This is a genomic window from uncultured Aliiroseovarius sp., from assembly GCF_947497285.1.
Classification (GTDB): Bacteria; Pseudomonadota; Alphaproteobacteria; order Rhodobacterales; family Rhodobacteraceae; genus Aliiroseovarius.
Genome location: NZ_CANMFT010000009.1, coordinates 117,776 through 142,847, shown reverse-complemented (window position 1 = coordinate 142,847; position 25,072 = coordinate 117,776). Strand labels below are relative to the sequence as shown.

21 protein-coding genes are annotated in these 25,072 nt (G+C 58.9%); 12 read left to right on the top strand and 9 right to left on the bottom strand.

From position 1 onward, the window contains the following. Both Q0864_RS15530 and Q0864_RS15525 read left to right on the top strand, forming a co-directional pair. The coding region (locus Q0864_RS15530) for a TrbI/VirB10 family protein (RefSeq protein ID WP_298571508.1) at positions 1-766 on the top strand (766 nt) is incomplete at its 5' end. Continuing rightward, a complete protein-coding gene (locus tag Q0864_RS15525; RefSeq protein ID WP_298571505.1) occupies positions 763-1,746 on the top strand; it encodes an ATPase, T2SS/T4P/T4SS family in 984 nt (327 codons plus the stop codon). The genes Q0864_RS15530 and Q0864_RS15525, both read left to right, overlap by 4 nt. A 260-nt stretch (positions 1,747-2,006) precedes the next feature. Here Q0864_RS15525 and Q0864_RS15520 read toward each other — a convergent pair whose 3' ends face one another. After that, a complete protein-coding gene (locus tag Q0864_RS15520; RefSeq protein ID WP_298571503.1) occupies positions 2,007-2,408 on the bottom strand; it encodes a hypothetical protein in 402 nt (133 codons plus the stop codon). A 41-nt stretch (positions 2,409-2,449) separates the two neighbouring features. Further along, positions 2,450-4,372, bottom strand: coding sequence for an alpha/beta fold hydrolase (locus Q0864_RS15515; RefSeq protein ID WP_298571500.1), 1,923 nt, complete (start codon positions 4,370-4,372; stop codon positions 2,450-2,452). 171 nt (positions 4,373-4,543) lie between these two features. On the opposite strand from Q0864_RS15515, the gene Q0864_RS15510 reads away from it, so the two are divergent. The 5 genes from Q0864_RS15510 to Q0864_RS15490 are packed head-to-tail and all read left to right on the top strand — an operon-like array spanning position 4,544 to position 10,526. Further along, entirely contained in the window at positions 4,544-4,954 is a 411-nt protein-coding gene (locus tag Q0864_RS15510) for a hypothetical protein (RefSeq protein WP_298571497.1), read from the top strand. A 2-nt stretch (positions 4,955-4,956) separates the two neighbouring features. Further along, on the top strand, positions 4,957-5,586 hold the full coding sequence (locus Q0864_RS15505; RefSeq protein WP_363317628.1) for a TetR/AcrR family transcriptional regulator: 630 nt from the start codon (positions 4,957-4,959) through the stop codon (positions 5,584-5,586). A gap of 3 nt (positions 5,587-5,589) precedes the next feature. Then, positions 5,590-6,627, top strand: a complete 1,038-nt coding sequence (locus Q0864_RS15500; RefSeq protein ID WP_298571491.1) for an HlyD family efflux transporter periplasmic adaptor subunit — start codon at positions 5,590-5,592, stop codon at positions 6,625-6,627. A 3-nt stretch (positions 6,628-6,630) separates the two neighbouring features. After that, positions 6,631-9,399 (top strand): ribosome-associated ATPase/putative transporter RbbA, encoded by a 2,769-nt coding sequence (gene rbbA, locus Q0864_RS15495; RefSeq protein WP_298571488.1) that lies wholly within the window; start codon positions 6,631-6,633, stop codon positions 9,397-9,399. A gap of 2 nt (positions 9,400-9,401) precedes the next feature. Beyond that, positions 9,402-10,526: an ABC transporter permease gene (locus Q0864_RS15490; RefSeq protein WP_298571485.1), complete on the top strand. Its 1,125-nt coding sequence runs from the start codon at positions 9,402-9,404 to the stop codon at positions 10,524-10,526. A 418-nt stretch (positions 10,527-10,944) separates the two neighbouring features. Here the strand turns inward: Q0864_RS15490 and Q0864_RS15485 are convergent, their stop codons facing one another. The 4 genes from Q0864_RS15485 to Q0864_RS15470 form a co-directional block, all read right to left on the bottom strand. Further along, positions 10,945-11,412 carry a hypothetical protein gene (locus Q0864_RS15485; RefSeq protein WP_298571482.1) on the bottom strand — a complete coding sequence of 156 codons (468 nt, stop codon included), beginning with the start codon at positions 11,410-11,412 and terminating at the stop codon, positions 10,945-10,947. After that, entirely contained in the window at positions 11,399-12,088 is a 690-nt protein-coding gene (locus Q0864_RS15480; RefSeq protein ID WP_298571526.1) for a transglutaminase-like domain-containing protein, read from the bottom strand. Before Q0864_RS15480 ends, Q0864_RS15485 begins: the two co-directional genes overlap by 14 nt. An 81-nt stretch (positions 12,089-12,169) precedes the next feature. Beyond that, positions 12,170-13,507: an ATP-binding protein gene (locus Q0864_RS15475; RefSeq protein ID WP_298571479.1), complete on the bottom strand. Its 1,338-nt coding sequence runs from the start codon at positions 13,505-13,507 to the stop codon at positions 12,170-12,172. Then, positions 13,504-14,163, bottom strand: coding sequence for a response regulator transcription factor (locus Q0864_RS15470; protein WP_298571477.1), 660 nt, complete (start codon positions 14,161-14,163; stop codon positions 13,504-13,506). The genes Q0864_RS15475 and Q0864_RS15470 overlap by 4 nt, the downstream gene beginning before the upstream one ends. Positions 14,164-14,308: 145 nt before the next feature. Between Q0864_RS15470 and Q0864_RS15465 the strand changes: the two genes are divergently transcribed. From Q0864_RS15465 to Q0864_RS15445, 5 genes are all read left to right on the top strand, one after another. Continuing rightward, positions 14,309-14,695, top strand: a complete 387-nt coding sequence (locus Q0864_RS15465) for a PepSY domain-containing protein (RefSeq protein WP_298571475.1) — start codon at positions 14,309-14,311, stop codon at positions 14,693-14,695. A 251-nt stretch (positions 14,696-14,946) separates the two neighbouring features. Further along, positions 14,947-15,411 carry a DUF2271 domain-containing protein gene (locus tag Q0864_RS15460; RefSeq protein WP_298571473.1) on the top strand — a complete coding sequence of 155 codons (465 nt, stop codon included), beginning with the start codon at positions 14,947-14,949 and terminating at the stop codon, positions 15,409-15,411. A 22-nt stretch (positions 15,412-15,433) separates the two neighbouring features. Then, complete coding sequence (locus tag Q0864_RS15455; protein ID WP_298571470.1) at positions 15,434-17,641, top strand: PepSY domain-containing protein; 2,208 nt, start codon at positions 15,434-15,436, stop codon at positions 17,639-17,641. Continuing rightward, entirely contained in the window at positions 17,622-18,566 is a 945-nt protein-coding gene (locus tag Q0864_RS15450) for an FAD:protein FMN transferase (RefSeq protein WP_298571467.1), read from the top strand. Before Q0864_RS15455 ends, Q0864_RS15450 begins: the two co-directional genes overlap by 20 nt. Positions 18,567-18,803: 237 nt before the next feature. Then, positions 18,804-19,823 (top strand): IS110 family transposase, encoded by a 1,020-nt coding sequence (locus tag Q0864_RS15445; protein WP_298571464.1) that lies wholly within the window; start codon positions 18,804-18,806, stop codon positions 19,821-19,823. Between the two features lie 485 nt (positions 19,824-20,308). Here Q0864_RS15445 and Q0864_RS15440 read toward each other — a convergent pair whose 3' ends face one another. From Q0864_RS15440 to Q0864_RS15430, 3 genes are read right to left on the bottom strand one after another with little or no spacing between them, the layout of a single operon-like run. Beyond that, on the bottom strand, positions 20,309-22,204 hold the full coding sequence (locus tag Q0864_RS15440; protein WP_298571461.1) for a type IV secretory system conjugative DNA transfer family protein: 1,896 nt from the start codon (positions 22,202-22,204) through the stop codon (positions 20,309-20,311). A 12-nt stretch (positions 22,205-22,216) separates the two neighbouring features. Further along, on the bottom strand, positions 22,217-24,157 hold the full coding sequence (locus tag Q0864_RS15435) for a relaxase/mobilization nuclease domain-containing protein (protein ID WP_298571458.1): 1,941 nt from the start codon (positions 24,155-24,157) through the stop codon (positions 22,217-22,219). Beyond that, a complete protein-coding gene (locus Q0864_RS15430) occupies positions 24,150-24,836 on the bottom strand; it encodes a hypothetical protein (protein WP_298571455.1) in 687 nt (228 codons plus the stop codon). Before Q0864_RS15430 ends, Q0864_RS15435 begins: the two co-directional genes overlap by 8 nt. Positions 24,837-25,072: the final 236 nt, after the last annotated feature.

Sequence of the window (25,072 nt, the reverse complement as noted above, 5' to 3'; positions counted from 1 at the left end):
GCGACAACGGGATGCCGAGCGCGAGGCCGCGGAACTCCTCACCGCGCAAATCAGGTCACCTGCTATTGTTTATGCCGATGGTCATGGCACTGCAGCTGCCTCACCGGGAACGCCGGGGGCAACACCAGCCGGACAGGGCGCCCCGCTCAACGAGAACGAAGCCTATCTGCAAGCCGCCGCCCGTCCGCTTGAGGTCAAGGAAGCCTCCCGTATGGAATTCCCCGATCGAACCCTCGCGCAAGGCTCGATGATCCAGGCTGGGCTTCAGACCGCGATCAACAGCGATCTCCCGGGCAATGTCGTGGCGGTGGTCTCCGAACCCGTGCCAGCGTTTTCCGGAGATCAGATCCTGATCCCGCGTGGGTCACGCCTCTTCGGTCAATATCGCTCTGGCATTGAGGTGAACCAAAAGCGCATCCTAATCCTCTGGACCCGCATTCTCACACCGAACGGCACCTCAATCGATATTTCCGCAGTCGGGGGGGATCAACTTGGTCGATCCGGTTTGACCGGTCTGGTGGACACCAAGTTCTTTGAGCGCTTCGGCGGGGCCGCCCTGATCTCGATCATCGGTGCCGCACCCTCTGTGGCTGCCGGGCGGGTTCAGGATGAGACCGCGGCAAATGTGCTCGCGAGTGTCGGCTCGGACCTGTCTGACGCCACCAGTTCGGTCATCGCGGACCAGGTTTCATTGGCGCCGACGATCTATGTCGATCAGGGCGCCAGCGTGACGGTGCTCGTGGACCGGGATGTGGTGGTGCATTGAGCGAGCACACCGACCTACCCTCCTCTTATCTTGAACGCTACCTCGCGCCTTTTGAGCGCTGGCTGACCGACGACGATGTCATTGAACTGGCCATAAACCCCGATGGCCGATTATGGGTCGAACGGCGTGGATCCGTTGCCATGGAATATGCCGATCAAGTCGTTGATCCAGCCGACGCAATCAATCTCGGCACCACCATCGTCGGTGACGCCAAGGCCAAGGTCTCTGAGAAGAACCCTTTGGTGTCCGGGAAGGTGGAGTTCCGAGGGCGACCATTGCGGGTGCAGGTCGTGGTGTCACCTGCTGTGGAGCAGGGCGCGGCGATCACCATCCGGCTTTTTGGCAAATCCGACATCCGAACCTATGAACCCGCCTACTTGCAAGGCAAGGCGGTCTCACTGACGGATATCCGTGCCGAGATGCTGAAGGCGATTTCGAAACAGGCCGAAACCGATCTTCCTGGCGCACTTGGGCAACTGGTTGAGAACCGCCTCAACATCTTGGTGAGCGGTGGGACATCGACGGGCAAAACCACATTTGCGCGCCATCTTCTGACCCATGTCCCAGATGACGAGCGGCTCATTACCATCGAAGACGCCTTTGAGCTGTTCCCGCATCAGCCGAATGTGGTCTGTCTGCTTGCTGACCGAGTCAAAGATAGCCCGCGTTCGGCAGGTGCTTTGCTGCAAGCCTCATTAAGGATGCGACCAGATCGGATCGTGGTGGGCGAGTTGCGAGGGCTGGAGGCGCTTACTTATCTTGAGGCGATCAACACCGGGCATGGTGGGTCAGTTTCGACGATCCACGCCGAGACCGCCGAGCTGGCGATTGATCGGCTAGCGATCATGGTCCTGCAGGCAGGAACACCGCTGACGTTTTCTGAAGTGCAGACCTACATTCGCAGGTCGATCGATGTGATCGTGCAGCTGGGGCGGAAAGATGGACGGCGGGGGATAGCGGAATTGCTGGTATTGGAGTGAGTTCGGTTTGCTCCAACACCGCGAAACCCGACTTTCGCTGCACAGTGCTTGAACTGGTAAGATGCGGGACAAAACCGACCTTTGCAGTTGCAGCTATTGCTCACGCAGAAAACCCTAGCACATTCGGTATGATTTACTCCGCGCCGCAGCTAAGGCCGCCAAACCGGTCATTGCCTCTCTTGGTCCGAAAATTGGACAGCCCATTGGCGAAGTCGCACAAATCGCCGAGGGCGGCTCAAGGAGGTTGAGCGGCGCCTACCTCAAATACTTGTTGCCTGTCTGATATGTCGCCAGGCCACAACTGATATACCTGCCCAAACCCCTGTGCGCAGGATCATCGCGCCAACTGTGCGCATTTCGAACGCGCCGCCTTGCATCATGTGGACCGCGAGCGCCAATGCCACCAGAGCGGTGCATGCGAAAATGCCGATCGAAATCCAAACGGCAGGCGGGTGGCGTAGAAACAGCCCGACGCCTGCGAGGATATAGGCAAACCCGGCTAGAAAGTTGAACCACAGCACAAACGGGACGGCATTTCCTACTGCGGCCTGCGCCTCGGCGCTGCCAAACAAGGCACGACCGCCAGAAAGTACCGTGAGCGCGCCAAATGCCAGCGCCACGATGGACGCAACTACAAGGCTGGTTGTTCGAGTTGAAGCCATTTTCCTATCCTTTGTTAAAATGCAAGTTCTTCCCCGGTCGCCTACTTCTGGAGGACATATGTGCCGGGGGCGTCGGCAAAGGCAGTATAGCCCGATTGTGCATCGCCCATATCCGGCGGCGCTGTTTGCTTGCCTGAGTGCGACCCAAGCCACTCAACCCAAGACTCCCACCACGATCCGTCCTGTGCCTCTGTTTCGGCTTGCCACGCCTCTGGATCGACATAGCGATCCATCGCGTCCTTGGAGGCGATTCGATAGGTGCGGCGCGGGTGGCCCGGTTCCGAGACGATGCCCGCGTTGTGCCCACCACTGGTCAGCACGAAGGTCACGTCGGTATCGGTGAGTGCCTGTATCTTGAAGACCGAGTGCCAGGGCGCGACGTGATCTTTTACCGTTCCGACCGCAAAGATTGGGGCGCGGATATCGGATAGGGCGACCGGACGGTCCTCGACCTGAAACCGCCCTTCGGACAGATCGTTGTTAAGATACAGTTTTTCCAGATATTCCGAATGCATCGCAAAGGGCATGCGCGTGCCATCCGCGTTCCAAGCCATAAGGTCGTTCATCGGCTGACGCTCGCCCATCAGGTATTCGCGAACAGCGCGCGACCAGATCAGGTCATTTGAGCGCAGCATCTGGAAAGCACCACCCATCTGGGTGGTGTCGAGATAACCTTGTTTCCACATGACGCTGTCGAGAAAGGCCAGTTGACTTTCGTTTATGAACAACTGCAACTCGCCGGGTTTGGTGAAATCGACCTGACTGGCCAGCAGTGTCAGAGACGCAAAGGGGTCATCTTTGCCGCGCGCGATGGCTGCGGCGGCAATGGCCAACAGGGTGCCGCCTAGGCAATAGCCCGTTGCGTGGATTTTCTGATCCGGTACAATCGCCTGAATGGCCTCGATCGCCGCCATCACACCCAGTTGGCGGTAGTCCTCCATCGTGAGGTCGCGATCCTCATCGATGGGGTTTTTCCACGAGATCATGAAGACGGTGTAGCCTTGCTCCACGAGATACCGCACCATCGAATTTTGCTCTGACAGATCAAGGATGTAGTATTTCATGATCCAGGCTGGGACGATCAGGATCGGCTCCGGGTGCACAGTGTCCGTGACGGGGGCGTACTGGATAAGCTCGATCAACCGATTGCGGTAAACCACCTTGCCGGGTGTCACAGCGACATCCTGACCGGGTTGAAAACCCTCTGCGCCTTCTGGGGATGCACCGGTCATGGCGCTCTGCGCGTCCTCGACGAGGTTCTGCATGCCCCGGATCAGGTTTTGACCAGCCTCATCGCGGGTTTTGCGCAGAACCTCGGGGTTGGTTGGCAGGAAATTGGACGGCGAATACATGTCGAGCACCTGACGTGTCAGGAATTGCAACTCGCGCTCGTGTTGGGCGGTAACGCCGGGAACGTCCGTGACGACGTTGTGCCACCATTGCTGTTGCAGCAAAAAGCCTTGGTAGACCATGTTGAACGGTTTCATCTGCCAGGCTTCGTCGTTGAAACGGTTATCTTGCGGCAACGGCGCGATGCATGGCTCGGCTGTGTCGGCTGTTTGCGCGCAACTCATGGCGAAACTGGCTTGACGGCGGGCTTTGTCAGCGGCCTTCTCGACCAGTTGCAACTGCTTGCCGGGGGCAGCCGTGATGTGGGTGGCCCAATCGAACCAAGCCCCCATCAACGCAGCCGGCGACAACCCGTGGGTGACGCGGGATATGGCGCTTTGTGCGGTATGGTTCATCGCGTCGTGCAATGACGTGGTCGAACCGTTTTTGTGCGGCTTCTGATTTGTCGCTCCGGTCAGATTCGCAGGAGGCGGGCTTTCAACAACGGAGTCTGAAACGGACGCAACCACCGCAATCGGCTTGCGAACGCTGCCCTTTGCCACGGTCTTTGAAGACCAATTGCCTTTGCCACCCGCGCGCAATTTGGTGACCTGATGCTCGTCATTTCTGTCCATGGTTGCTGTCCTTTTTCTGATCGCCCGACTTGCGGAGCGAAGGCGCAACCTGCGTCATTCACTGCCGAGTCTAGACGACTCACTAAAAGATAGTAATTGATTACTATCTAAGTTCAAGACATACTGCGGCCATCGGCGGAGTTTGTCCGCATTCAGAATACGAGGATCGTGATGCACACTGGAAAATCCAACATTGTCACAGGGTTTCTGTTTCTGACTCTGTTTATGCTTTACGGGTTCGTGTTGATCTTCCTGCGCGTTTTCGCGCCGGGGAAAGAGCAATGGATCGCTGACTACGGTGTCGGGGTGCACTTCGAATCGCGGTTGGCTCATGCGCACGGCAATCTAGTCGCGCTTCTCAATATCGCCGTCGGTCTGGTGCTTTTGCGCCTTCCGCTACCCGCCACGTCTGGCCGATGGGTTTCCTGGTTGGCGCTGGCAGGCATGCTTATGCCCGTTGGGATACTGGCAGAAGTGCTGATTGGCGCGCCGCCGCTCTTTGTCATTGTCGGCGGGATTTCCATGACCTTGGCGATGGGCTGGCTGGCACTTGCGGTCTGGCGGGTGGAACTGCCCCAATGACAATACGCACCAAGCCCAAGAACCTGCCCGCCGAAGAACGCCGCAATGTCACTGTCGAGGCGGTGATCGATCTTGCCGCGACGACCAGCCCCGGCGATATCACCACAGCGGCCATTGCCAAACACATGCACCTGACGCAAGGCGCGCTGTTTCGCCATTTTCCCAACAAAGAGGCGATCTGGCAAGCGGTGATGGAATGGGTGGCCAGGCACCTGATGGAGCGGGTCGTCAAGGCGGTCGAGGGTGTCGATACGCCGCTGGCTGCGATGCGCTCAATGTTTCTGGCCCACGTTGCTTTCGTCTCCGAACACCCCGGTGCACCGCGCATGTTGTATAGTGAACTTCAGGGGGCGAAACAGACGCCCGCGAAATGCTCGGCGCGCGCGATGATGAGGCAATACGCGGAGCGCCTGAACCATCTGATCGAGGCCGGAAAGGCCTGTGGAGAACTGGCTGAGGACTTGGATAGTCAAATTGCAGCTACGCTATTTGTTGGCACTATTCAGGGGTTGGTCATGCAATCTCTGATGGCGGGCGACATGGAAAAGCTACGCGCCGACGCGCCGCGCGTGTTCGACATCTATCAGCGCGGCATCGCCAAGACGCAAATTGACCCCGAAGGAGGTGCCTAAGTCATGTCACGCAAGTTTTCTATTTTTCTCGTGTTTGCCGTATTGGCGGCTTTTTTAGGCTACGCCGGTTGGAAGGTTCTGTTGGAACCCAGCGATCTGCCACCCGAAGGGTTCGCGCGTGGCAATGGCCGGATCGAGGCCGCTCTGGTCGACATTTCCACCCGTCTGGCCGGGAGGGTTTCGGAAATTACCGTGCGTGAGGGTGATTTGGTGCAGCCTGGTGATGTGCTGGCGATGATGGACACTACAGAACTGCTGGCTCAAAAAATGCGCGCTGAAGCAGCAGTTGCCAGCGCCGAGGCGGCAGTGGCTGTCGCGCAGGCCGGTGTGACCGAAGCCGAGGCAAGGCTTGCGTTGTCGCAAAGTGAGCTGACCCGCGCCGAAACGCTGAACGAACGCGGTGTGGTCAGCGGTGAGGAGTTGGATATCCGCCGCACCGAGGCGCAACTGGCCGAGGCAGGCCGCACGGCAGCGCAGGCTGGCGTCGTGGCCAAGCAACGCGCTGTTGACGCCGAAACCGCTGCCCTGCGTGAAATCGAGGCACGTATTGCCGACAGCACGCTTTATGCGACGCAAGCGGGACGCGTTCTTTACCGTCTTGCGCAGCCGGGCGAAGTGCTTGGCGGTGGTGGCAAGGTGCTGACCTTGGTCAGCCTTGGTGATATTTATATGGAGTTCTTCCTTCCCGCCAGCGCCGCCCCAAGGGTGCGGTTAGGTGACGAAGCGCGCATCGTTGTTGACGTCATGCCGGATGTTGCGATTCCAGCTGTCGTCAGTTTTGTTGCCCCGCAGGCGCAATTCACACCGAAGCAGGTCGAAACCATTGAAGAACGCGAAAGCCTGATGTTCCGAATTCGGGTGCGCATTCCGCAAGAACTGGTGGCCGAGCGCCTCGCGCAGGTCAAAACCGGCGTGCGCGGTATGGCTTGGGTGCGTCTGGCAGGGCCGGACGGCAGTATTCCCGACTGGCCCGAGGGGCTGACGCCTCCGGTCGCAACAGTCCTGCCAGCTATGCAGGATGCTGCTGCTGGCGGGAACTGACAAATGACTGCGGCGGGCACCCCAGAACGGATGGCAGCAAGGCTGACGGGGGTGAAACACCTCTACGGCAAGGTGCAGGCGTTACAGGATGTGACACTGGACCTCCCCGCAGGGCAAATTGTCGGCCTGATCGGGCCAGATGGGGTGGGCAAATCAACCCTGATGGGGCTGATAGCCGGGGCCAAGAAGTTACAGGCGGGTCGGGTCGAAACGCTGGGCGGTGACATGGCTAGTGCCGCCCACCGGGCCGATGTCGGAAGGCGGATCGCGTTCATGCCACAAGGGCTGGGGCGCAATCTATATCACGATCTCAGCCTTCAGGAGAACTTGGATTTCTTTGGCAAGTTGTTTGGGTTGGGCAAGGCCGAGCGCGCCGCGCAGATCTCGCGGTTGACCCGCGCTACTGGTCTTGCGCCGTTCATGGACCGACCTGCGGGCAAGCTATCGGGCGGGATGAAACAAAAGCTGGGCCTATGTGCCTCACTGATCCACGATCCCGATTTCCTGTTGCTGGACGAGCCGACAACCGGCGTCGATCCGCTGTCGCGCCGCCAGTTCTGGGATTTGATCGACGCGATCCGTGCCGATCGCTCCGAGATGAGCGTGCTGGTTTCCACCGCCTATATGGAAGAAGCCGCGCGTTTCGGCCATTTGGTGGCGATGGATGCAGGGCGGATTTTGGCGACCGGAAGCCCCGCCGAGCTTATGGAGCGTACCGGAACCGGAACCGTCGAGGCCGCCTATGTGACATTACTGGGCGGCGAGACCAAAGAGGCGGCCGCAACCACTAAGCCCAGCGTTGCAAAAGAGACCGAGCAAGGTCCACCTGCCATTCGCGCCCAGAATCTGACCAAACGCTTTGGTGATTTCACCGCTGTGGATTCGGTCAGCTTCGAGATAGCGCGCGGTGAGATTTTCGGCTTTCTTGGCTCCAATGGGTGCGGCAAGACCACGACGATGAAAATGCTCACTGGCCTGACGCCAGCCACCGAAGGCGAGGCGTGGATTTTTGGCAAGCCCGTGGACGCGCAGAACCTCGATGCGCGGCGGCGCGTGGGCTTTATGTCCCAGTCCTTCTCGCTGTATGGCGAGCTAACAGTGCGCGAGAACCTGTTGCTGCACGCGCGGCTGTTCCATCTCGGCAGCGACCTGACCACGCAGCGGATGGATGAACTTATCCCGCGCTTCGGGCTGGGGCCTTATCTTGATCAGGGTGCAGCATCGCTACCGCTGGGTGTGCGCCAGCGTCTGTCGCTCGCGGTTGCGGTGATCCATGCGCCCGATATCCTGATCCTTGACGAGCCGACATCCGGCGTCGATCCGCAGGCACGCGACGCGTTCTGGGACATGCTACTGGAACTGGCGCATCGCGACGGTGTGACGATCTTCATTTCGACCCATTTCATGGACGAAGGCATGCGCTGCGACCGCATCTCGCTCATGCATGCCGGGAAAGTTCTGGTGTCAGATGCCCCCAAGGCGCTGATTGCGGGACGTGGCGTTGAGACGCTGGAGGATGCCTTCATCGCTTACATGCTAGACGCCCAACCAGCTGAGGCCCCGGCGGACGAGGGCCTATTAACCGTGAGAAGCGACCAAAAGCACGCAAAAACTGCGACGCGGTTCAGCTTGCAACGGATGCTGGCCTTCACTGCCCGCGAAGCGATGCAGGTGCGCCGTGATCCGGTGCGACTGGTGTTTTCCTTTGTTGGTAGCGCGCTTTTGTTGCTGATCATGTCCTTCGGCATCTCGCAGGAGGTTCGCAACATTCCCTTTGCGGTCTTCGATCTCGACCAAAGCCCCGAAAGCCGCGCCTACCTGTCGGGGTTTCAGGAGTCTCCATGGTTTTCCGAGCGCCCGCCGATTTCAGGGGTGGACGAGTTGGTAAGCCGGATGGCAAGCGGCGAACTGGCGCTGGCGCTGCAAGTCCCGCCTGATTTCGGCCGATCTGTGCGACGCGGTGAGACCCCCGAAATCGCCGGGCTGATCGACGGGTCCGACACCAACCGCGCCGGAACGGTGGAAAGCTATGTCGAAGGGGCGCATGCGAGCATCCTTTCCAGCGATGCGCAATCGACGCCGGCGTTGCATGTGCTGGTCCTGTCCCAAGCCCAAGCGGGAACGCCACCTGTGCAACTCATCCCGCGCTTTCAATACAATCCGGCGATGGAAAGCCTGCCCGCGATCGGCCCGTCGATCCCGCCTCTGCTGCTGCTGCTGTTTCCGGCGATCCTGATGGCCGTCAGCGTGGCGCGTGAAAAGGAAATCGGCACGATCACCAACTTCTATGTGACACCGACTACCCGCGCCGAATTCCTGATCGGCAAGCAGCTCGTCTATATCGGCATCACACTGCTCAACTTTGTGATCCTGACTGCGCTTGTGGTGACCGTACTGGGGGTACCACTCAAGGGTGATCCTGCGGCGCTGGTGCTAGGCGCATTGCTTTATGCGGTTGCCGCGACGGGCTACGGCCTTGTCGTGTCGATATTGACCAGCACTCAGGTTACGGCGGTCTTTGCGGCGGCGATCCTGTCGGTGATGCCAACGCTCCAATTCTCCGGCATGATCACGCCTGTGTCCTCGCTGGAAGGCGCGGCGCGGATCATGGGCACGTTCTGGCCGACCACATGGTATATGGGCATCAGCGTCGGAACCTTCACCAAGGGGCTCGGCCTGTCTGAACTTTCGGGGCATCTGCTGCGTCTGGCCGCATTTGGGCCCGTCCTAACTTTGCTGGCCGTTCTGGCCCTTCGCAAGCAGGAGAAGTAATCATGCGGCGGCTGACAAATATCTTCTGGCTTGCAGGTAAAGAGCTGAAAAGCGTGCTCGGCGATCCGGTGATGGTGATCCTGATAATGTGGTCCTTTGTTGTTGCTGTCATGCTCGAGGCCAGCGGAGCCGGTGATACGGTGTATAACGCCGCCATCGCCATTCTTGACGAGGACAGCTCTGCGTTGACGCGGCAACTCACCGACGCACTTGGCCCGCCGTGGTTCCAACCGCCAGTGATGATAACGCCTGATCAGGTGGCGTCGGAAATGGACGCTGGGCATATCATGTTTGTCCTCAGCTTTCCGCCTGGCTTTGAAGCGGACGTGATCGCTGGCCTGATGCCCGCCGCCCAGCTTGAGGTCGATGCCACAGCGGTCAGCCAGGCACAGCTTGGCACCGATTACATCGCCAATATCCTGCAGTCGGAAACGCACGCTTTTCTTTCGGGCAGTCCTGACGCGCCAGAGCCTACCTTGCAGTTGGAACTACGCCGCGCCTTCAACCCCAATGGCAACCCTGTTTGGTTTAAGGCCGTGTCGTCGCTCCTGAACCAGCTCTCGCTGCTGACAATAGCCCTGACAGGGGCCGCGATGCTGCGCGAACGCGAACAGGGCACCATCGAGCACTTGATGGTGATGCCGTTGACGCCCTTCGAGATCGCGCTGTCAAAGGTTCTGGCCAATGTCGTCGTGGTGCTGGCAGCCTTCACGCTATCGCTGTTCTTTGTCGTGCAGCAGGTGTTGCAGGTCCCGATGGCCGGATCAGTGCCGCTGCTGCTGGCGGGAACTGCGATCTATCTGGCCGCTGCGGCCGCAATTGGGATGTTTCTGGGCACATTGGCGCGCAGCATGGCGCAGTTTGCACTCTTGGTAATTATGGTCGTGATCCCGATCATCATGCTGTCGGGCGGCATGGGCGCAGTCGAAAGCCAGCCTGACATCGTGCAACGCGTGACCATGGTCTTGCCGTCGCGGCACTTTCTGGCATTCGCTAAAGCGGTTGTGTTTCGAGGGGCGGGCCCAAGTGCAGTCTGGTTCGAATTGTCGTTGATGGCAGGACTTGGCGGCGGGTTCTTCCTCGCAAGCCTCGCGCTGTTTCGTCGTTCAATGAGCTTGTCTGGGTGACGTAATGCCGATGTACGGCAGCAAAAAATTGCTGCGTTGCAGTTGGCGGCTTGGAACAAATTGGGCGGATACTGCATCCATCAGTCAAGGGTGGCTTTGGCCGCTACTTAACAGCATTTAGCTCCACGCCCCTGCAGCGAAAACCGTGCTACGAGCGCACGCAGTACCAATTCGTGACTTCTGGGTTGGGCTCGGCGCTGCCGTCTGAAGTATCAAGCGGCCGCGACCGCTTCGAATTGACGAACGGCTCTTTGCCACCAGAAACGTGACAAACTAACGTGTGTTTTGCCAAGGGTTTGTAGCTCAAAAATATTCAGTGATATCGGACGTCACGCCATCGGTTACAAGAGGGCCGTTTCTGCCAGCGGGACAAACGCTTAGTCATCACCATGAGTGCAGTTTTGCCGACTCGTATCGATCAAGAAGTAGCATAGTCGAAATTTGCTTTTACGAGCTTATGCCAGCGCCTTTGTCTGTGGGCAAAGAAGCGGTGAGCAAAAGTCACGACTATGGAGGTTAGAACTCCAGCTTCAATCTTGACAAGATCGGCATATCGCGTTCCGCCCTCAACAGGCTCAACTTCAATTGTATGATCCCAAGTGGGTATGAGCCAGCCACGGCCATTCTCTCGCATCCGGTGCATCCGGCCTTGATCCGGCAAGACCTCAATGCTGATGTCTTGCCAGCCGATTGGCAACAACCCGAACAACAGCTTTCGAACCCTGAACCGACCTGCTGACCAGCGTTCTGGGAATGCGCACGGCTCGATTGGCTGAAACGTCAGCATTCCTTTGGCGACAAAGCACAAAGTGCGCGGCTGGAGGACATGGTCCCAAACAACTGCGGTCTCGGCTGGCAGGACTGTTGCCAGTTCAATTGTTTTCATCGCGCAATCGTTCAACGCGGCGGTTTATCCCGCCGATCATGTTCCGGTAGAACCACATCCGTATTCCGTCGGGTCGGTTCTTGTAGTTCGCGCTTTCATAGTAGGCGGATGGGTCATCCCACGTGCCGTGATCATCCGTCACGGCTGCCATCTGTTGAAAAGCTTCGTGATCAAGGTCGAAATCTGCGCTGGCCTCGCCGTCCTTCAGTGCAACCGAATAGCCAACCGACCAACCGAGGCGTGTAACCTCGGCTTTCGCAGCGGTAAACAGTGGCAGGTCGTTGATGAATGTGTCGATACGCCGCCAGGTGCCGTCAACTTCAACTTCGATCCAGGAATGAGAGATTTCCCTTGGCATGAGCCAATAAGCAATGCCTGTGAAAAAACCTCTCTGAATGTCTTTGGTGATAAGCGAAAAGTGGATGCGGGCAGGAATGCCCACAGTCTTGCAGAGTGCTAACAGCAAAGTGGCCTTCGTATTGCACTGCCCATATCCCAACTGGATCGTTTCCGATGCCTTGACGAAGTCTCCATCGTCGGGAAATGCGAAACGAATATCATCCCGAACAAAGTAGAATAACCGTTCTAGCTTGCTGCGAAGCGTTGTCTCAGCTTGGGTCAAACGTTTGGCGGTGTCTTTGACAAGCGGATGATCAAGATCAGCAAATATCTCCATCTGCAAAGTCTACAAGGCTGGAAGTCCTTCGGCGTTGATGCAAGTCAAACGACCCTCTTTCCATCGTGTTTCAGGCAAAGCTCAAACACTCTGCGGAAGGCGCGGCAGAAGAAACACCGCCTCGAACCCTTCCGTCCGTTCCTGTGCGGGGGAATGCAGTTCCAGCGTTGCCTGCGCCCCGTCGGCAATTGCTTGCACAATGGACAGGCCCAGCCCACTGCCGTCCGCTAAAGATTGCCCTCGTTCAAAACGCCCGGTTAGCCCCGCCAAAGTTTCGGCTGCAAGCGGCGGGCCATCGTTGACCACCCTAAGAGTGTCGCGCGATAGAGCGACCTGAACCGGCGTTCCATCCCTGCCGTGACGCAATGCGTTCTCGATCAGGTTTCGCACGATGATCGCGAAGGCGTCGGGATCAAGGTCAGACAGCGCCGGGCCAGTCGGAAGTGTGCGTTGGATGCGCGCTCGTCCCACGGCCCTGTCAAAGTCCGCCAGCACCATTTCCAGCACAGGCCGCAAGTCTGACACAGTATCACGTCGCAAGCGTCCACCTTCCGCGCGCGCCAGTTGCATGAGCTTCTCGGACAGACGGGTTAGCCGCTTAAGAGCAACCTCGATCTCGGCTGCCCGCCCAACTGCAATGGTATCGGAGGTTTCGGCCATCAGCCGTTGCGTCTGGGCAAGTGCTGCCGCCACCGGAGTGCGCAATTCATGGGCGGCGTTGGCAGTAAAACTGCGCTCAGCCTCAAGGGTGCGTCCAAGACGGTCCAGAACATCATTGACGGCCTCTGCCACAGGCCTGATTTCATTAGGTAAAGTTCCGTCACCCACCGCAGACAGATCGCGTGGGCCACGACTGGACAGCGCAGTGCTAAATCGCCGAACGGGACGCAGGCTAAGTCTGACAATCCAGAACACGCCAAACAAGCCAAGTGGAATAACGATAAACAGCGGTAAGGCGAGTCCGACCAAGACTTCGCGCGCTACCTCCGTGCGATGACTAAGCGGTTCGGCGACGGCGATGGTGATCGTGCCTTGTAGTGCCGCGTCATAGTAAAGCCGATGTGTCGCAGTCTGACGAAACCCCATGCCCTCGAATTCAGGAAAATCCGCATCTTCAGCAGCGTGCGACCGTATCAGGACGCGCCCCTGATCATCACGCACGATGTAGGTGAAAAACTCCTCATGTTCGCGCAGGGTGGCGATGCGCTGGCTGATACCCTCTTCCTCACGGCTGATGATATCTAAGGCCACCAAGGGTAGAATGCGCTGTGCGGTTTCCTCCAGCGTGGAATCTAACACCTCGTTCATTTCACTGCGCAGCAGGGTGGCCGTGGCCCATGCGGTGGCCAACCAAAGCACCGTCAGCCCAACTCCAAGCGCCAGCGCCAGACGACCTTGCAGAGAGCCAGGCACCCTCATGGCGCGCCCAGCCGATACCCGAGGCCCCGCACAGTTTCGATCCGGTCGCGCCCCAGCTTTTTACGCAACCTGCTGACATGCACTTCGATTGTGTTGCTCTCGACCTCGGTGTCGAAGGAATACAGCCGCTCTTCCAACTGCGTCTTTGACAAAAGCTGCCCGGGTCGTTGCACGAAGGCTTCGAACAGCACCCATTCGCGGGCGGTCAGCGCCACCGACTTGCCACCGCGAAACACAGACCGCGCAGCGAGATCAACCTCCAGATCGCCCAGAGTGACCAGCGGGTTCGGGTTGCCAGCATAGCGCCGCGCCACCGCACCGACCCGCGCCGATAGTTCGGACAGATCGAAGGGTTTGACCATATAGTCGTCGGCACCAGCGTTAAGCCCCTCGATCCGGTCGCTGATCTGGTCCATCGCGGTCAGGATGATCACCGGCGTGACATCGCCCCGCTTTCTGAGCGCGCGCAAGAACGGCTGGCCGCGCCCATCGGGCAGCATCAGATCAAGAAGGATCAGATCATAGGCGGCGACATCCAGATACTCGCCCGCGCCGTCCAGCCGTGTGGCCCAGTCGATAGAATGCCCGTCAGCGGCAATCTGGTCGCACACTGCACCGCCCAACACCGTATCATCCTCGATCAGCAGCACACGCATATCTGTCTTTTCCCGTTCCGTTTGTCATCCTTCTATCACCTCCCAAGCTGACGCCCACCTGAAGCACAATAGCTGCAAACTTCAGGTCCGCGTCAGGTCGCTGGGTGATAAAGCCCCATCAACATGAGCTTCAGGAGATGGAACAATGAAAAAGTATCTGATGGCAACGACCCTTTTGATTGGCCTCGGTGCGGCAGGTGTCGCCCTTGCTGATGACGACGATTGTCGGGTGCCGATGGCTGACTGGCAACCGCGCGAAGCCGTGCAGGCAATGGCAGAGGCGCAGGGCTGGACCGTGCGCCGGATCAAGATTGACGATGGCTGCTATGAAATCGAAGGCCGCGATGCGACCGGTCGTGAGATTGAGGTCAAGGTCGATCCTGCCACGTTTGCAGTGATCGAGTTTGAATATGAGGACGACGATGACGATGATGACTATCGTGATCGCAACAATGCTACACCGGGCCAATCCGTAACACCCCCTGCAAACGGGCTTTTTGCACCTGGAACCGCACCCGTTGTTGAGCAGTGATCCGCATTCGTGTGTTCCCTGGGACCGTTTTTGCGCTGATGCCGGAACCTTTTGAGACCACCTGCCCCAGGGTGGTGCTTTGTGGGCCTTTCGTCCCCTAGACCCGCAAACTGGCCCCGCTGCCAATTCAAGTGCGGCGGGGCTTTTTCTTACTTCCTGACGCCAAGCTGAAGCAAATTTTCTCACCTTGTCAGGGTGACATCAGCTTGTTGCGGCAAAAGAAACCGAAACAACCAGTATGGAGATTTCCGATGAAAACCCTTTTATCCGCCTTGGCGCTGACGACCGCTCTTACAGGTCCGGCGCTTGCGCGCCCCGTCACCCTGACCGCCAACATGAATCAATATGGCGGCGATGGCGCTTACGTTGCGCTTTATGTCACCGATGCGCAGGGCGCTTATGTCGGCAGCCTGTGGATGGCGGGTGGCAAGTCGAAATACTACGAACATCTGAGCGACTGGTATCGTGCGACAGGCGGTAACACAGCAGAGATCAACGGTATCACCGGTGCCAGCGTTGGCGCGGGGCGAGAGTTGAAAATCACACTTGATCTTGCGGATGCGCTGTTTGACGCAGGCTATGAATTACATATCGACGCCTCGGTGGAAGACATGCGCGACAGCCCCTCCGAAGTGGTCGTGCCATTAACCACAATGGGCGCGGGTCAGCCGGTCGCAGGTCGCCGCTACATCCGCGATTTCACCTACGACATGTAATCCGCACCAAAGGAGCCTTGCGATGCTACGCGCCCTGCACAAATTTCCCGGTCTGATCGCGGCCTTGCTGATCGTCGTTATGACGTTCAGCGGGGCGGTGCTGAGCTTTCTTCCCGCATTAGAGGTTGTGCAGGCCCCCGCGCAGTCTGACCCGACCCTGACGGTGGCCACATTGGCAGACCGCATCGCCATCCACTACCCTGGCGTTGAACAGATCCGCCGCGCGCCATCGGGGCAGATCACGGTGTTCTACTTTGACGCTGGGCAACCCGGTGCGGTGGTTATCGATCCCGCGACAGGTGTTGGCGTGAAGGATTACGAACCCTCTGCCTTTCAACGCTGGATGACCAACCTGCACCGTTCGCTGTTTCTGGACGACGCAGGGCGGTTGACCGCAGCGGCGGGGGCGGCTTCGCTGTTGGTGCTGTCGATCTCGGGCCTGATGCTGACTGCACGGCGGACAGGCGGCTGGCGGCGTTTTTTCTCACGCCTGCGTGGTCCGCTGATGGGACGGCTGCATGTCGAAGTGGCGCGGGTGACTGTCGTCGGGCTTCTGCTGTCTTCAGCCACTGCGCTGTTCATGACAGCCAGTACCTTTGACCTGATCCCGCAGGGCAGCGCCCCTGCGCTCCCCTCGCAAGTGAGTGGCCAGACTGGTGCCGCGCCCGGCACGATGACTTTACTGCGCGACACGCCGGTGGACGCCCTGCGCGAACTGACCTTTCCCTATCCGGGCGACACCACCGATGTGTTCCTGCTCAAGACAAACTCTGGCAAGGGGTATCTCGATCAGGGAACAGGGACGGTTTTGGTCTGGACTGATGCAAGCCAGTGGGAAAGCGTGAGCGAGACGATCTACATGCTGCACACCGGACAAGGCATGGCGTGGCTGGGACTAATCCTCGGTCTGATGGCACTTGGTGCGCCGTTCATGGCCGCAACGGGCGTTATCCTGTGGGTGCAAGCCCGCCGGGCGCGGCCATGCATCACAGGCAATGTCGGGTCGGGACAGGCGGACACGATCCTGCTGGTTGGCAGCGAAGGGGGCAGCACATGGGGCTTTGCCGCGACATTGCATGCCGCGCTGACGCAGGCGGGCCACAAGATCCACGCGGCCCCGATGTCGCAGTTTGCGCCACACCAGTATAGCCGTGCCGAACGGGTGATCGTTCTGGCTGCCACCTATGGCGAGGGCACGGCACCTGCCTCGGCCAAAGGCTTCCTTGACCGGCTTGCGGCTTTACCAAACGCCCCTGACATGCCGCTGGCTGTGCTGGGGTTCGGTGACAATAAATTTCCCGAATTCTGCGCCTATGCCGTCGATGTGACCCGCATGGCCGGGGAAAAAGGTTGGAAGCAGATCTTGCCAATGGCAACGGTTGATCGCCAGTCCCCACAAGAATTCGCCCGCTGGGGGCGTGATCTGGGCCGCGTACTGGGTCAATCATTGGAGCTTTCGCATAGCCCGGCGATCCCGCGCAGCCATGCGTTGACGCTGATCTCGCGCCGCGACTACGGGGTAGACATGCAATCCCCTGCGGCGATCCTGCGCTTTGCCTTTCCCAAGGTTGGGTTCTGGACGCGACTTGCAGGGCGGGCTTTAGGTCGGTTCTCATCGGGTGACCTGCTGGGTATCATTCCCGAAGGGTCGCACGTGCCACGGTTCTATTCTCTAGCTTCGGGACAGGGCGATGGCTTTGTCGAGATTTGTGTTAGTCGCCATACCGGTGGGCTTTGTTCGGGTCAACTTTTGGATCTGGACGTTGGCGACACCGTGCAGGGGTTCATCCGCCACAACCCTGACTTTCGACCCGCGCGGGGGCGCAAGCCCGTTATCCTGATCGGTGCGGGCACCGGCATCGGCCCGCTGGCAGGGTTTGCGCGCGCCAACCATTCGGGCCGCCCTATGCACCTTTATTTTGGTGCAAGGCATCCTGACAGCGACCTCTTCTATGAGCACGAAATGAAGGATTGGCAGAAAACCGGACACCTAACCGCCGTCACCAACGCCTTTTCGCGGACCAGCGCCCGCACCTATGTGCAGGATACTCTGTGCACCGATGCTGAACGAATTGCCAAACTGGTCAGTGAGGGCGCGCAGGTTCTGGTTTGTGGCGGGCGTGACATGGCCGCTGGTGTAACAGATGCGCTGGCCGACATTCTGGCACCCGCTGGTCTGACGCCTGCCACTTTGAAAGCAGAGGGACGGTATGTCGAAGATACCTACTAACCTTCTGCGCCATGCGCTGAATGGTCCGACAATGGGCACCCGCTGGTCGGCGCTCTTTTATGCTCCCGCAGAGGCTGACCCCGAACCGGTCCGCGCTGCACTGATTGAAAGCGTGGATGTTGTGGACCGCCAGATGTCCACATGGAAGCCAGAGAGCGATCTGATGCGCCTCAATCGCGCACCGATCGGAACATGGGTGTCCGTTCCTGCGGAGTTGATGGAAGTGCTGGCGAAGGGGCTGGAAATCGGGAGGCTCTCGGATGGAGCATTCGACATCGGTATGGGGGATGTCGTCACCGCGTGGGGGTTCGGACCGCAAGAGGCGGATACACAAGCTATACGCAGTACACTCGGCAAGGTGCGGTCCCCGGCGCACGAGGTTCTGGACCTTAATCCCGATGCGCTTCAGGCCCGTAAATTGGCTCCGCTAACGCTGGACCTGTCAGGCATCGCGAAAGGTTATGCTGTTGACCGTATGATGGCAGTGCTGAACCGTTTCGAAATCACCGACGCGCTTGTGGGCCTCGACGGTGAAATGCGCGCTTGCGGCATGCGACCAGAAAACCAAGCATGGACCGTCGCCATTGAGAGACCAGATTATGAAACACGGGCACCGCTGTCGATCATCGAGTTGACCGATGCTGCCGTGGCCACCTCAGGTGACTACCGGCACTGGATCGAGGCTGGTGGGAAACGGCTTTCACATACGATGGACCCAGCCCGCAGAGGCCCCATAAGGGACACGCCTGCATCGGTGACCCTCCTCGCCGAGACCTGCATGGAAGCAGATGCTTGGGCGACGGCCTTCATGGTTTCCGGAGAGCAGAAAGGCTTAATTTGGTCTGAGAAAGTTAGAGTCGCTGCCGTTTTTGTCCACCGTGACGGTGACAACTTTCGTCAAACGCATATCGGATGGCCATATTAAGGTTGCCCGAAACGCATTGTTGAGCACTTTGTAAAGGCAGAGTTCTTCGTGGCGATGTGATTCTGACCGTAGCTTCAACTCTTGGCGGTCACTTACACTCTGCCAAGAACCACCAATTTGAACGGGCTCGGGTAGGTTGATTTTCATAGGAGCGGATGAGGTGGGTGGCTCCTGCTCCACCGGCATCGCATGTGCCAAAGTGCAGTTACTTTGAACTGCTAGGAATGGAGCCACCCAATGACAGTTAAAACCATCGGCCTAGATTTGGCCAAGGATGTATTTCAAGTACATGGTGTATCGGAGAACGGACGCATCATCTTCAATAAGGCGATCAAACGAGCAAAACTGCTTTCTTTCTTCGAAGCGCAGCCGCCCTGCGTAGTTGGCATGGAGGCCTGTGGATCATCGCACCACTGGGGTCGTTCGTTACGACAGCTCGGTCACGATGTTCGGCTGATGCCAGCGAACTATGTCAAGCCATATGTCAAACGGGGTAAGACAGATGCGGCAGATGCCGAGGCAATCTGCGAAGCCGTTCGTCGTCCAACGATGAGGTTTGTTGAGATTAAGACTGAAGATCAACAGGCAGTTTTGTCGATCCACCGCACCCGCGACTTGGCAGTTCGACAGCGCACTCAGATGGCCAATGTGATCCGTAGTCTGTTGCGTGAGTTTGGGCATATTTTGCCGATCGGAGTAGAGGCGGTCACGGCCTTCGCAAAGCGACATCTTGAGGGTGATCAACCTGATATGCCGGATATCGCAAATGGAATGCTGGGCATGCAGTGTTATCAGTTCATTGGCTTGAATGAACGCATCGAAGGTTACTCCAAGATGATCGAACAACATGCCTTGCTAAGCGCAGATGCACGGAGACTAATGCGCATGCCAGGCGTTGGCCCAATTACGGCGTCTGCAATTATTGCAACGATCGGTGATGCGAAGCAATTTAGAACCGGGCGCGATTTTGCAGCTTGGCTTGGTCTAACGCCCCTCAATAAATCCAGTGGGGGCAAGGAGCACTTGGGAAAGATCACGAAGAAGGGTGATCGTTACATCCGCAAACTGTTGGTCGTCGGCATGACGTCTCGGGCCGTGATGGCAAAACGGTCACCGGAGAAGGTAGACCTTTGGACCGCAAAGATCATCGCTGACAAGCCATTCAGATTGGCGACAACCGCAATGGCCAACAAAGCAGCGCGGGTCATCTGGGCAATGCTCACTAAGAAACAGGAATACCGGCAGCCAGCATTCTAACAGCGCGAACTGCCAAGAGATGCAAGACGTTGAAGTGATGATGCGAAATTAAGTCAACCATGAGCAAGGACACTCCGGGAATGTCTGCGGCCCTCCGAGGTCGCTTAGCCGTATGGAACCTCGCTCGCGGAATTCATCAGGGCCAGTGGAGGCAATGCCGAAACATAAACAGGCCGGACACACGACTGTACTGACAAAATATGCGCAAACAGCACAACAAAACGCTTGCAATGCAGGTGCCACCCACACACGTCATTGGGGCACTTGCAACGAAAGTCGGCCAAGTCCTTGCAACATGATCCTTGGCCTCTGCCGCGTAACTGCAAATTGTGCGAACGGCCGGTTTTCTCGCCGCGTTGCGACAAAAGTTCTTGGCAGTCGCAGCATTAACCGCGCTGCGCGCGCACGCAGCGAAGAATCTGTTCGTCTCCTGTGGGCTCAAACGGTGAATTCGCCGCGCACCGCTCGAGCGGCCGCTTCCAATTTCACTCCCCTAAAAGCTCCGCAATGAAACTCTCTTGCCGGTCAAGCACCTGCTCCCACTCCGGCGGCACCCCATCCCCCCGATCCAGATCTTCCGGCCGCACAGCTTCGCTTCCAGAATTCCCAGCAGGCGCCCGCATTGCCCGCGCCTCGCGCCGTCGCGATCTCAATGTGCTGGCCGCTTCCTGTTCGCCGATTTCGGCCTCCTCATCGCTACCTTCACCCCAAGGTCCCACACCTTCCACTCTCGGCGGATAGGGGAAGTCCCTGCCCTCTTGCTGTTCCGCCAAGCCTTTGAACATTGGATCGTCGTAATATTTGATACGTCTCGCTCGGATCGGGTGCTGGGGAGAGGCAAGGATGATCACCTCGTCCGGATCCAGCAGCCGCGCCTCTGTCTCCGATAGAAGCGGCCGTTCTTCCAACCGCGCGCTAGTTGACGTCGCGCCCAGGAATCCCTTGTTGCGCCCAAACATGCGCGTCACTGCCTCGCGCGTGGTGCTGCCGACCGCAGCTGATACCTCCCGCACGGTGCGTTGATCGCGCGGCGTAATGTAAAGCTTGAGCCCCGCCCCGTTCTCGAGGCTCTCGCGGCCCTCGGAGCCATAGATACGGTCCAATGCCGCCAAAGACTGGGCCATTATCGCAACCCGCCCGCCATAGCTGGCCAGCGAATGGATCGCGCGCTCCAGATAGGGCATCGCCCCCATCTGTTGGAACTCATCGATCATCATCATGACCGGCCAGGGCTCATCCGGGCCCGGTTCGTTCAGGCGAAGGCTGGCAATGAGATCGGCGAACATGAGCCGCAGAAGTGGAGCCAGGGTGGCGATGTGATCCTCGGAGACGACGATGTAGAGCGAATGCGGTTTGCGCCGGAACTGCGCGAAGTCAAAGTCACTTGCCTCCGTGGCCGAGCGTACCGCCGGGTTGTCCCATTGCTTAAGACCAGCGGTCATCAAAGCCTGAATGTTCGACGTCAGCAGCCTCGACGAGGCGCTGGCCGCATTGGTCCAAAGCTCGCGGACAACCTCTTCCTTGGCCTCCTCGGAATAGGCGTTGTACTGGGCGTTCTTGTAGTCACCAGCCGAAACGATCTTGTTCACCTCGCCCAGATTCGGCGTGCCGCGCTGAATCGCCAACAAGCAGGCCGCGACAAAGATCGACTTACCAGCCTCGGAGAAGGTGTCGAGGGTCTTGTTGTCCTTGTCGAGGAAGAGATCGGCCAGGATCGAGACCTCCGTGAACTGCTGCGCGAAACTGGGACAGGCTGCAATACGAGCGAGAGGGTTGTAGCGGTGAGTGCTGTTGGCCCAGTCAAACGGGCTGAAGCGAAACACCTCATCGCCATTCAGCGACCTGAGCCGCGAGGTCTTGTCGAAGTTCTCACCCTTGACGTCCAGCACCACAACCGAGCCTGCGAAGGACAGAAGGTTCGGAATCACGAAACCCACGCCCTTACCGGCGCGGGTGGGTGCCACCATCATCACGTGTGGGATTTCACTCGAAGAGATGAACGCGGATTTGGATTTCGGCTTGCCGAGCTTACCGCAGACAAAGCCTTTGCCCGGACCTTGCAGCATGTCGTTCTTTTTGAGTTCCGCCCAGGTTTGCCAATGGGCGGAGCCGTAGTCATCCTGCTCGCGTTTCCAGGTCCACGCGGCGGCAAGAACACCCAGACCAAGCGCCCCGAAGCCAACCGCGCCGAAGGCCACATTGAACGCCTCGGGGTGCGCAAGACGCACCCCCGCGCCTGCACGCCAGACGGCAAACATGTCAAACTGGGCAAATCCGGTTCTGAGCGCAAGCGCGAGATAAAAGCTGGCGACGATGGTCCCGAGCAACGCACCACAGATCAGGCCGAAGGGCACAGCGGCCCAGAGGGGGATGGGTTTCATGGGGTTCTCCGCTCAGAAACTGAGGTCGTCGTCGAGTTCGCGCCGAAGATCACGGGTCCGCGCCCGCTCGGCCTCCAATTGGCGCGCCACCTCCGTCACCTTGTCCTGCTGAAGCGCTGCAGCGCGGTCGGTGAAGACCTGATCCCCGGTCTCCTCATGCGTCATCTCGAGGAATTCCTGCGTCACGGTGATCTGGTCGATCTTACCCGGCAATACCTCTTCCAGCACCTCGTAATTGCCACGTCGCAGTTCGGCCAACCCCTCCTCGCCCACCTCCTTGAAGAGCTCGGCCTGCAGGGCTCGCTCGACAACTTCTTCCTGAGCCTCGGTCAGCCGGCCCTCTTTCAACATGTCGGCCAAGTCCTGCAGGTAGGTGTTCGGGCCCGACCTGTGTTCGGGATCCGCGTCGTCGATCAATGAGAGGCCCTGCACGTCCTCCGCACTGAGCCCTGAACCAACCGGCACGCCCAGTTCCCTCACCCGCTCCATGAGGCGATCCATCGCGCCGTCAACCTTTTCCAACGCGGCATCGAGCTGATCGTCACTCGCCGTCTCAACGGTGAGGCCGTCCTTAGCCAGCACAGCCTCCATATCCCGCTCGACCCAGCTCTGCGCCAACCCGTAATTCGTGGTGCCGCCAACGGTGATCCGGGCAGTAAGATCATCACCATCGATGCCGATCTCACGCGCCTGCAACAGGATATCCTCCAGCACCTCATCCCGGCCCGACTGCAGCGCCTCGATGAGCCGTGCATCCCCTGCCCCCGGCGGATAAGGCTCAATGAGGTCTCGCCCGAACCGTGCCCGCAGGTCTGGGTCCGGCACCATCTGGGAAAGATCGCGGATGATCGGGGCGGATTTCTTCTCGAAGCTGGCGCGTGCTTCACCGTCCAACTCCTCTGCCTTGAGCCGCAGGGCTTCGATGGTGCGCTCGGAATACTCGATCGCATCTCCGACTGTCTGGATGTCCTTCATGTCAATCTCTCCTGCGGTGAACTCGTAAGGGGTTTTTGTGCCAAGCCCCCTGGCCATTGCCCGCACGGCGCGGGCTAAATTGCGCTGGTCCATGCGATCCAGCAGATCGGCAAGCTTGGCATAGTCCTTGGCAAAGCCCACGACCTGCGCCTGAGCGATGGCGGATTCCTCCGGCGTCATCGTGATCTCGCGCGGAAGGCGGGCCTCTTCCTTGGCGCGGTAGATCTCGTCGATGCCGGGCGCTTTGGCGAAGATGCCACGCTCTAGCCGCGTGGTCGCATCCAGCATCACACCATAGCCCTCGGCGATCTCCGCCTGTTTCTCGCGCATGAGCTGGGGCGACATCACCCCCTCGGCCCAGCAGGAGAACCAGGTTCCCTGTTCGCGGCCGCGATTGTTCAGAACGATATGGGCGTGTCGATGCGCCCGGTCGTCGTGGACCGCTAATACGTAGTCCCACTGATCACCGTACTCGCCGCTTTCGAAGAAATGTTCCGCCCAATCTAGCGTGATATCGCGGACCTTCTCGGTACTGACATCAGTCGGGAAAGACAGAAGCATGTGCGAGGTGAACCCGAGCTTGGTGGTGCCCCGCCAGGTCTCAGACCAGGCTTCAATAATCTCGCCTTTTTGCTCGCCTGTCAGCACCGACGCCTCATCCAGCGGGTTGGTCATTGTAGAATAAGTGAAGACCGCCTTGTCGTTAATGTAGGAGATCTGGTTGCCGAGAGACGCTCGCGTCTTGCACCCCCCTGCCCGGATCCGCTTGAACACCGCCGCCCGGCTTTGGCCCGAGGCCGCCTTGGCGATGTTGCGCACCGAGAGCCGCCCCACCCGCGCGTAGCTGCGCCCCTGTCGGCGCCCTGCCAGCCGGACATCGATCCGTGCCTGGGCCTTGCCCCGGATGCGCTCATCCTCCCAGAGGCGGCCCATGACCGAACTGTAGAGGGCCAGAGATTTATTTAGTGGATCAGCCATGTAGAGCGTTCCGGTTCTTAGTCTTCACATCATGTATCGGGGTTCGCGTCTCAAGCTTGCCGAGAGGCAGCGAAGCCTGATCCGATCTTGAACCGGAACGCTCATCTGGCTCCGCTTCAATCGCTCCGGCGCCGGCTGTCTCGACGACTTCCGGCAGCCCGGCGCCGCGTTGCACCTGCACCAGATCCTTCATCGCACTAAGTTCTCGCGTCATTTTCTGCGCCAGATCGACAAGCTCGCAAACCAGCGCCCGATCTTCGTCCGTGAGCAACATCCGTCCTCGACGCACCGCCTTGGCCAAGGCCATCCCGGCTTCCGTCAGATCTCGCGATTGACGCCAGACCTCGACAAATCCATCGAGCCGATCCGCCGTCACATCCATGAACCCACAACGCGCCCGCACCACCGCTTTCAGAGCCTGGCTGCGATTGGCAAACCCGCGTGCCTGCCAGTCTGCATCGAAGGCTTCCAACTCGGATTGCGACGCCCGGAAACTCACGACCTCAGACGGATCGCGCACAGCCAACCCGTCGCCGATCTCCTCTTTCGCGAGCCGCGATACATGTCGCACGGACACGCCAAATTGCTTCGACAGTTCCCGCGCCGCCTCGCCAGCCTGGAACCGTCGCGCGATCTCAATGCGCTGCTCGATCGTCAGGTTTTTGCGCGCTCGGCTCATCTTAGACCCCTCGGACAAAATGTGTATACATTTTCCATATCCTGCCATTGTCTCTTTTTATTATGTTTTATATAATATCTACCTTAATGTCAATTCATCCTTAGCAGCAACAGGGCGAGTCTGAGAGTCGTTTGGGCGTCATCTGGCAGTTCAATGCCGACAGATATGAACGCCGTATGCGGACCGCCTTAGATAAGAATTACAGCCGTGCAAGCCTGATAGGCCGGCATACAGGG

Excerpts from the sequence above, each read along its gene's own strand:
- Q0864_RS15440 (WP_298571461.1), bottom strand. The coding sequence starts at position 22,204 with ATGAAACCCATCCCCCTCTGGGCCGCTGTGCCCTTCGGCCTGATCTGT.
- Q0864_RS15435 (WP_298571458.1), bottom strand. The coding sequence starts at position 24,157 with ATGGCTGATCCACTAAATAAATCTCTGGCCCTCTACAGTTCGGTCATG.
- Q0864_RS15520 (WP_298571503.1), bottom strand. The coding sequence starts at position 2,408 with ATGGCTTCAACTCGAACAACCAGCCTTGTAGTTGCGTCCATCGTGGCG.
- Q0864_RS15460 (WP_298571473.1), top strand. The coding sequence starts at position 14,947 with ATGAAAACCCTTTTATCCGCCTTGGCGCTGACGACCGCTCTTACAGGT.
- rbbA (WP_298571488.1), top strand. The coding sequence starts at position 6,631 with ATGACTGCGGCGGGCACCCCAGAACGGATGGCAGCAAGGCTGACGGGG.
- Q0864_RS15475 (WP_298571479.1), bottom strand. The coding sequence starts at position 13,507 with ATGAGGGTGCCTGGCTCTCTGCAAGGTCGTCTGGCGCTGGCGCTTGGA.
- Q0864_RS15500 (WP_298571491.1), top strand. The coding sequence starts at position 5,590 with ATGTCACGCAAGTTTTCTATTTTTCTCGTGTTTGCCGTATTGGCGGCT.
- Q0864_RS15485 (WP_298571482.1), bottom strand. The coding sequence starts at position 11,412 with ATGAAAACAATTGAACTGGCAACAGTCCTGCCAGCCGAGACCGCAGTT.
- Q0864_RS15470 (WP_298571477.1), bottom strand. The coding sequence starts at position 14,163 with ATGCGTGTGCTGCTGATCGAGGATGATACGGTGTTGGGCGGTGCAGTG.
- Q0864_RS15455 (WP_298571470.1), top strand. The coding sequence starts at position 15,434 with ATGCTACGCGCCCTGCACAAATTTCCCGGTCTGATCGCGGCCTTGCTG.
- Q0864_RS15465 (WP_298571475.1), top strand. The coding sequence starts at position 14,309 with ATGAAAAAGTATCTGATGGCAACGACCCTTTTGATTGGCCTCGGTGCG.
- Q0864_RS15430 (WP_298571455.1), bottom strand. The coding sequence starts at position 24,836 with ATGAGCCGAGCGCGCAAAAACCTGACGATCGAGCAGCGCATTGAGATC.
- Q0864_RS15450 (WP_298571467.1), top strand. The coding sequence starts at position 17,622 with ATGTCGAAGATACCTACTAACCTTCTGCGCCATGCGCTGAATGGTCCG.
- Q0864_RS15490 (WP_298571485.1), top strand. The coding sequence starts at position 9,402 with ATGCGGCGGCTGACAAATATCTTCTGGCTTGCAGGTAAAGAGCTGAAA.
- Q0864_RS15480 (WP_298571526.1), bottom strand. The coding sequence starts at position 12,088 with ATGGAGATATTTGCTGATCTTGATCATCCGCTTGTCAAAGACACCGCC.
- Q0864_RS15445 (WP_298571464.1), top strand. The coding sequence starts at position 18,804 with ATGACAGTTAAAACCATCGGCCTAGATTTGGCCAAGGATGTATTTCAA.
- Q0864_RS15510 (WP_298571497.1), top strand. The coding sequence starts at position 4,544 with ATGCACACTGGAAAATCCAACATTGTCACAGGGTTTCTGTTTCTGACT.
- Q0864_RS15515 (WP_298571500.1), bottom strand. The coding sequence starts at position 4,372 with ATGGACAGAAATGACGAGCATCAGGTCACCAAATTGCGCGCGGGTGGC.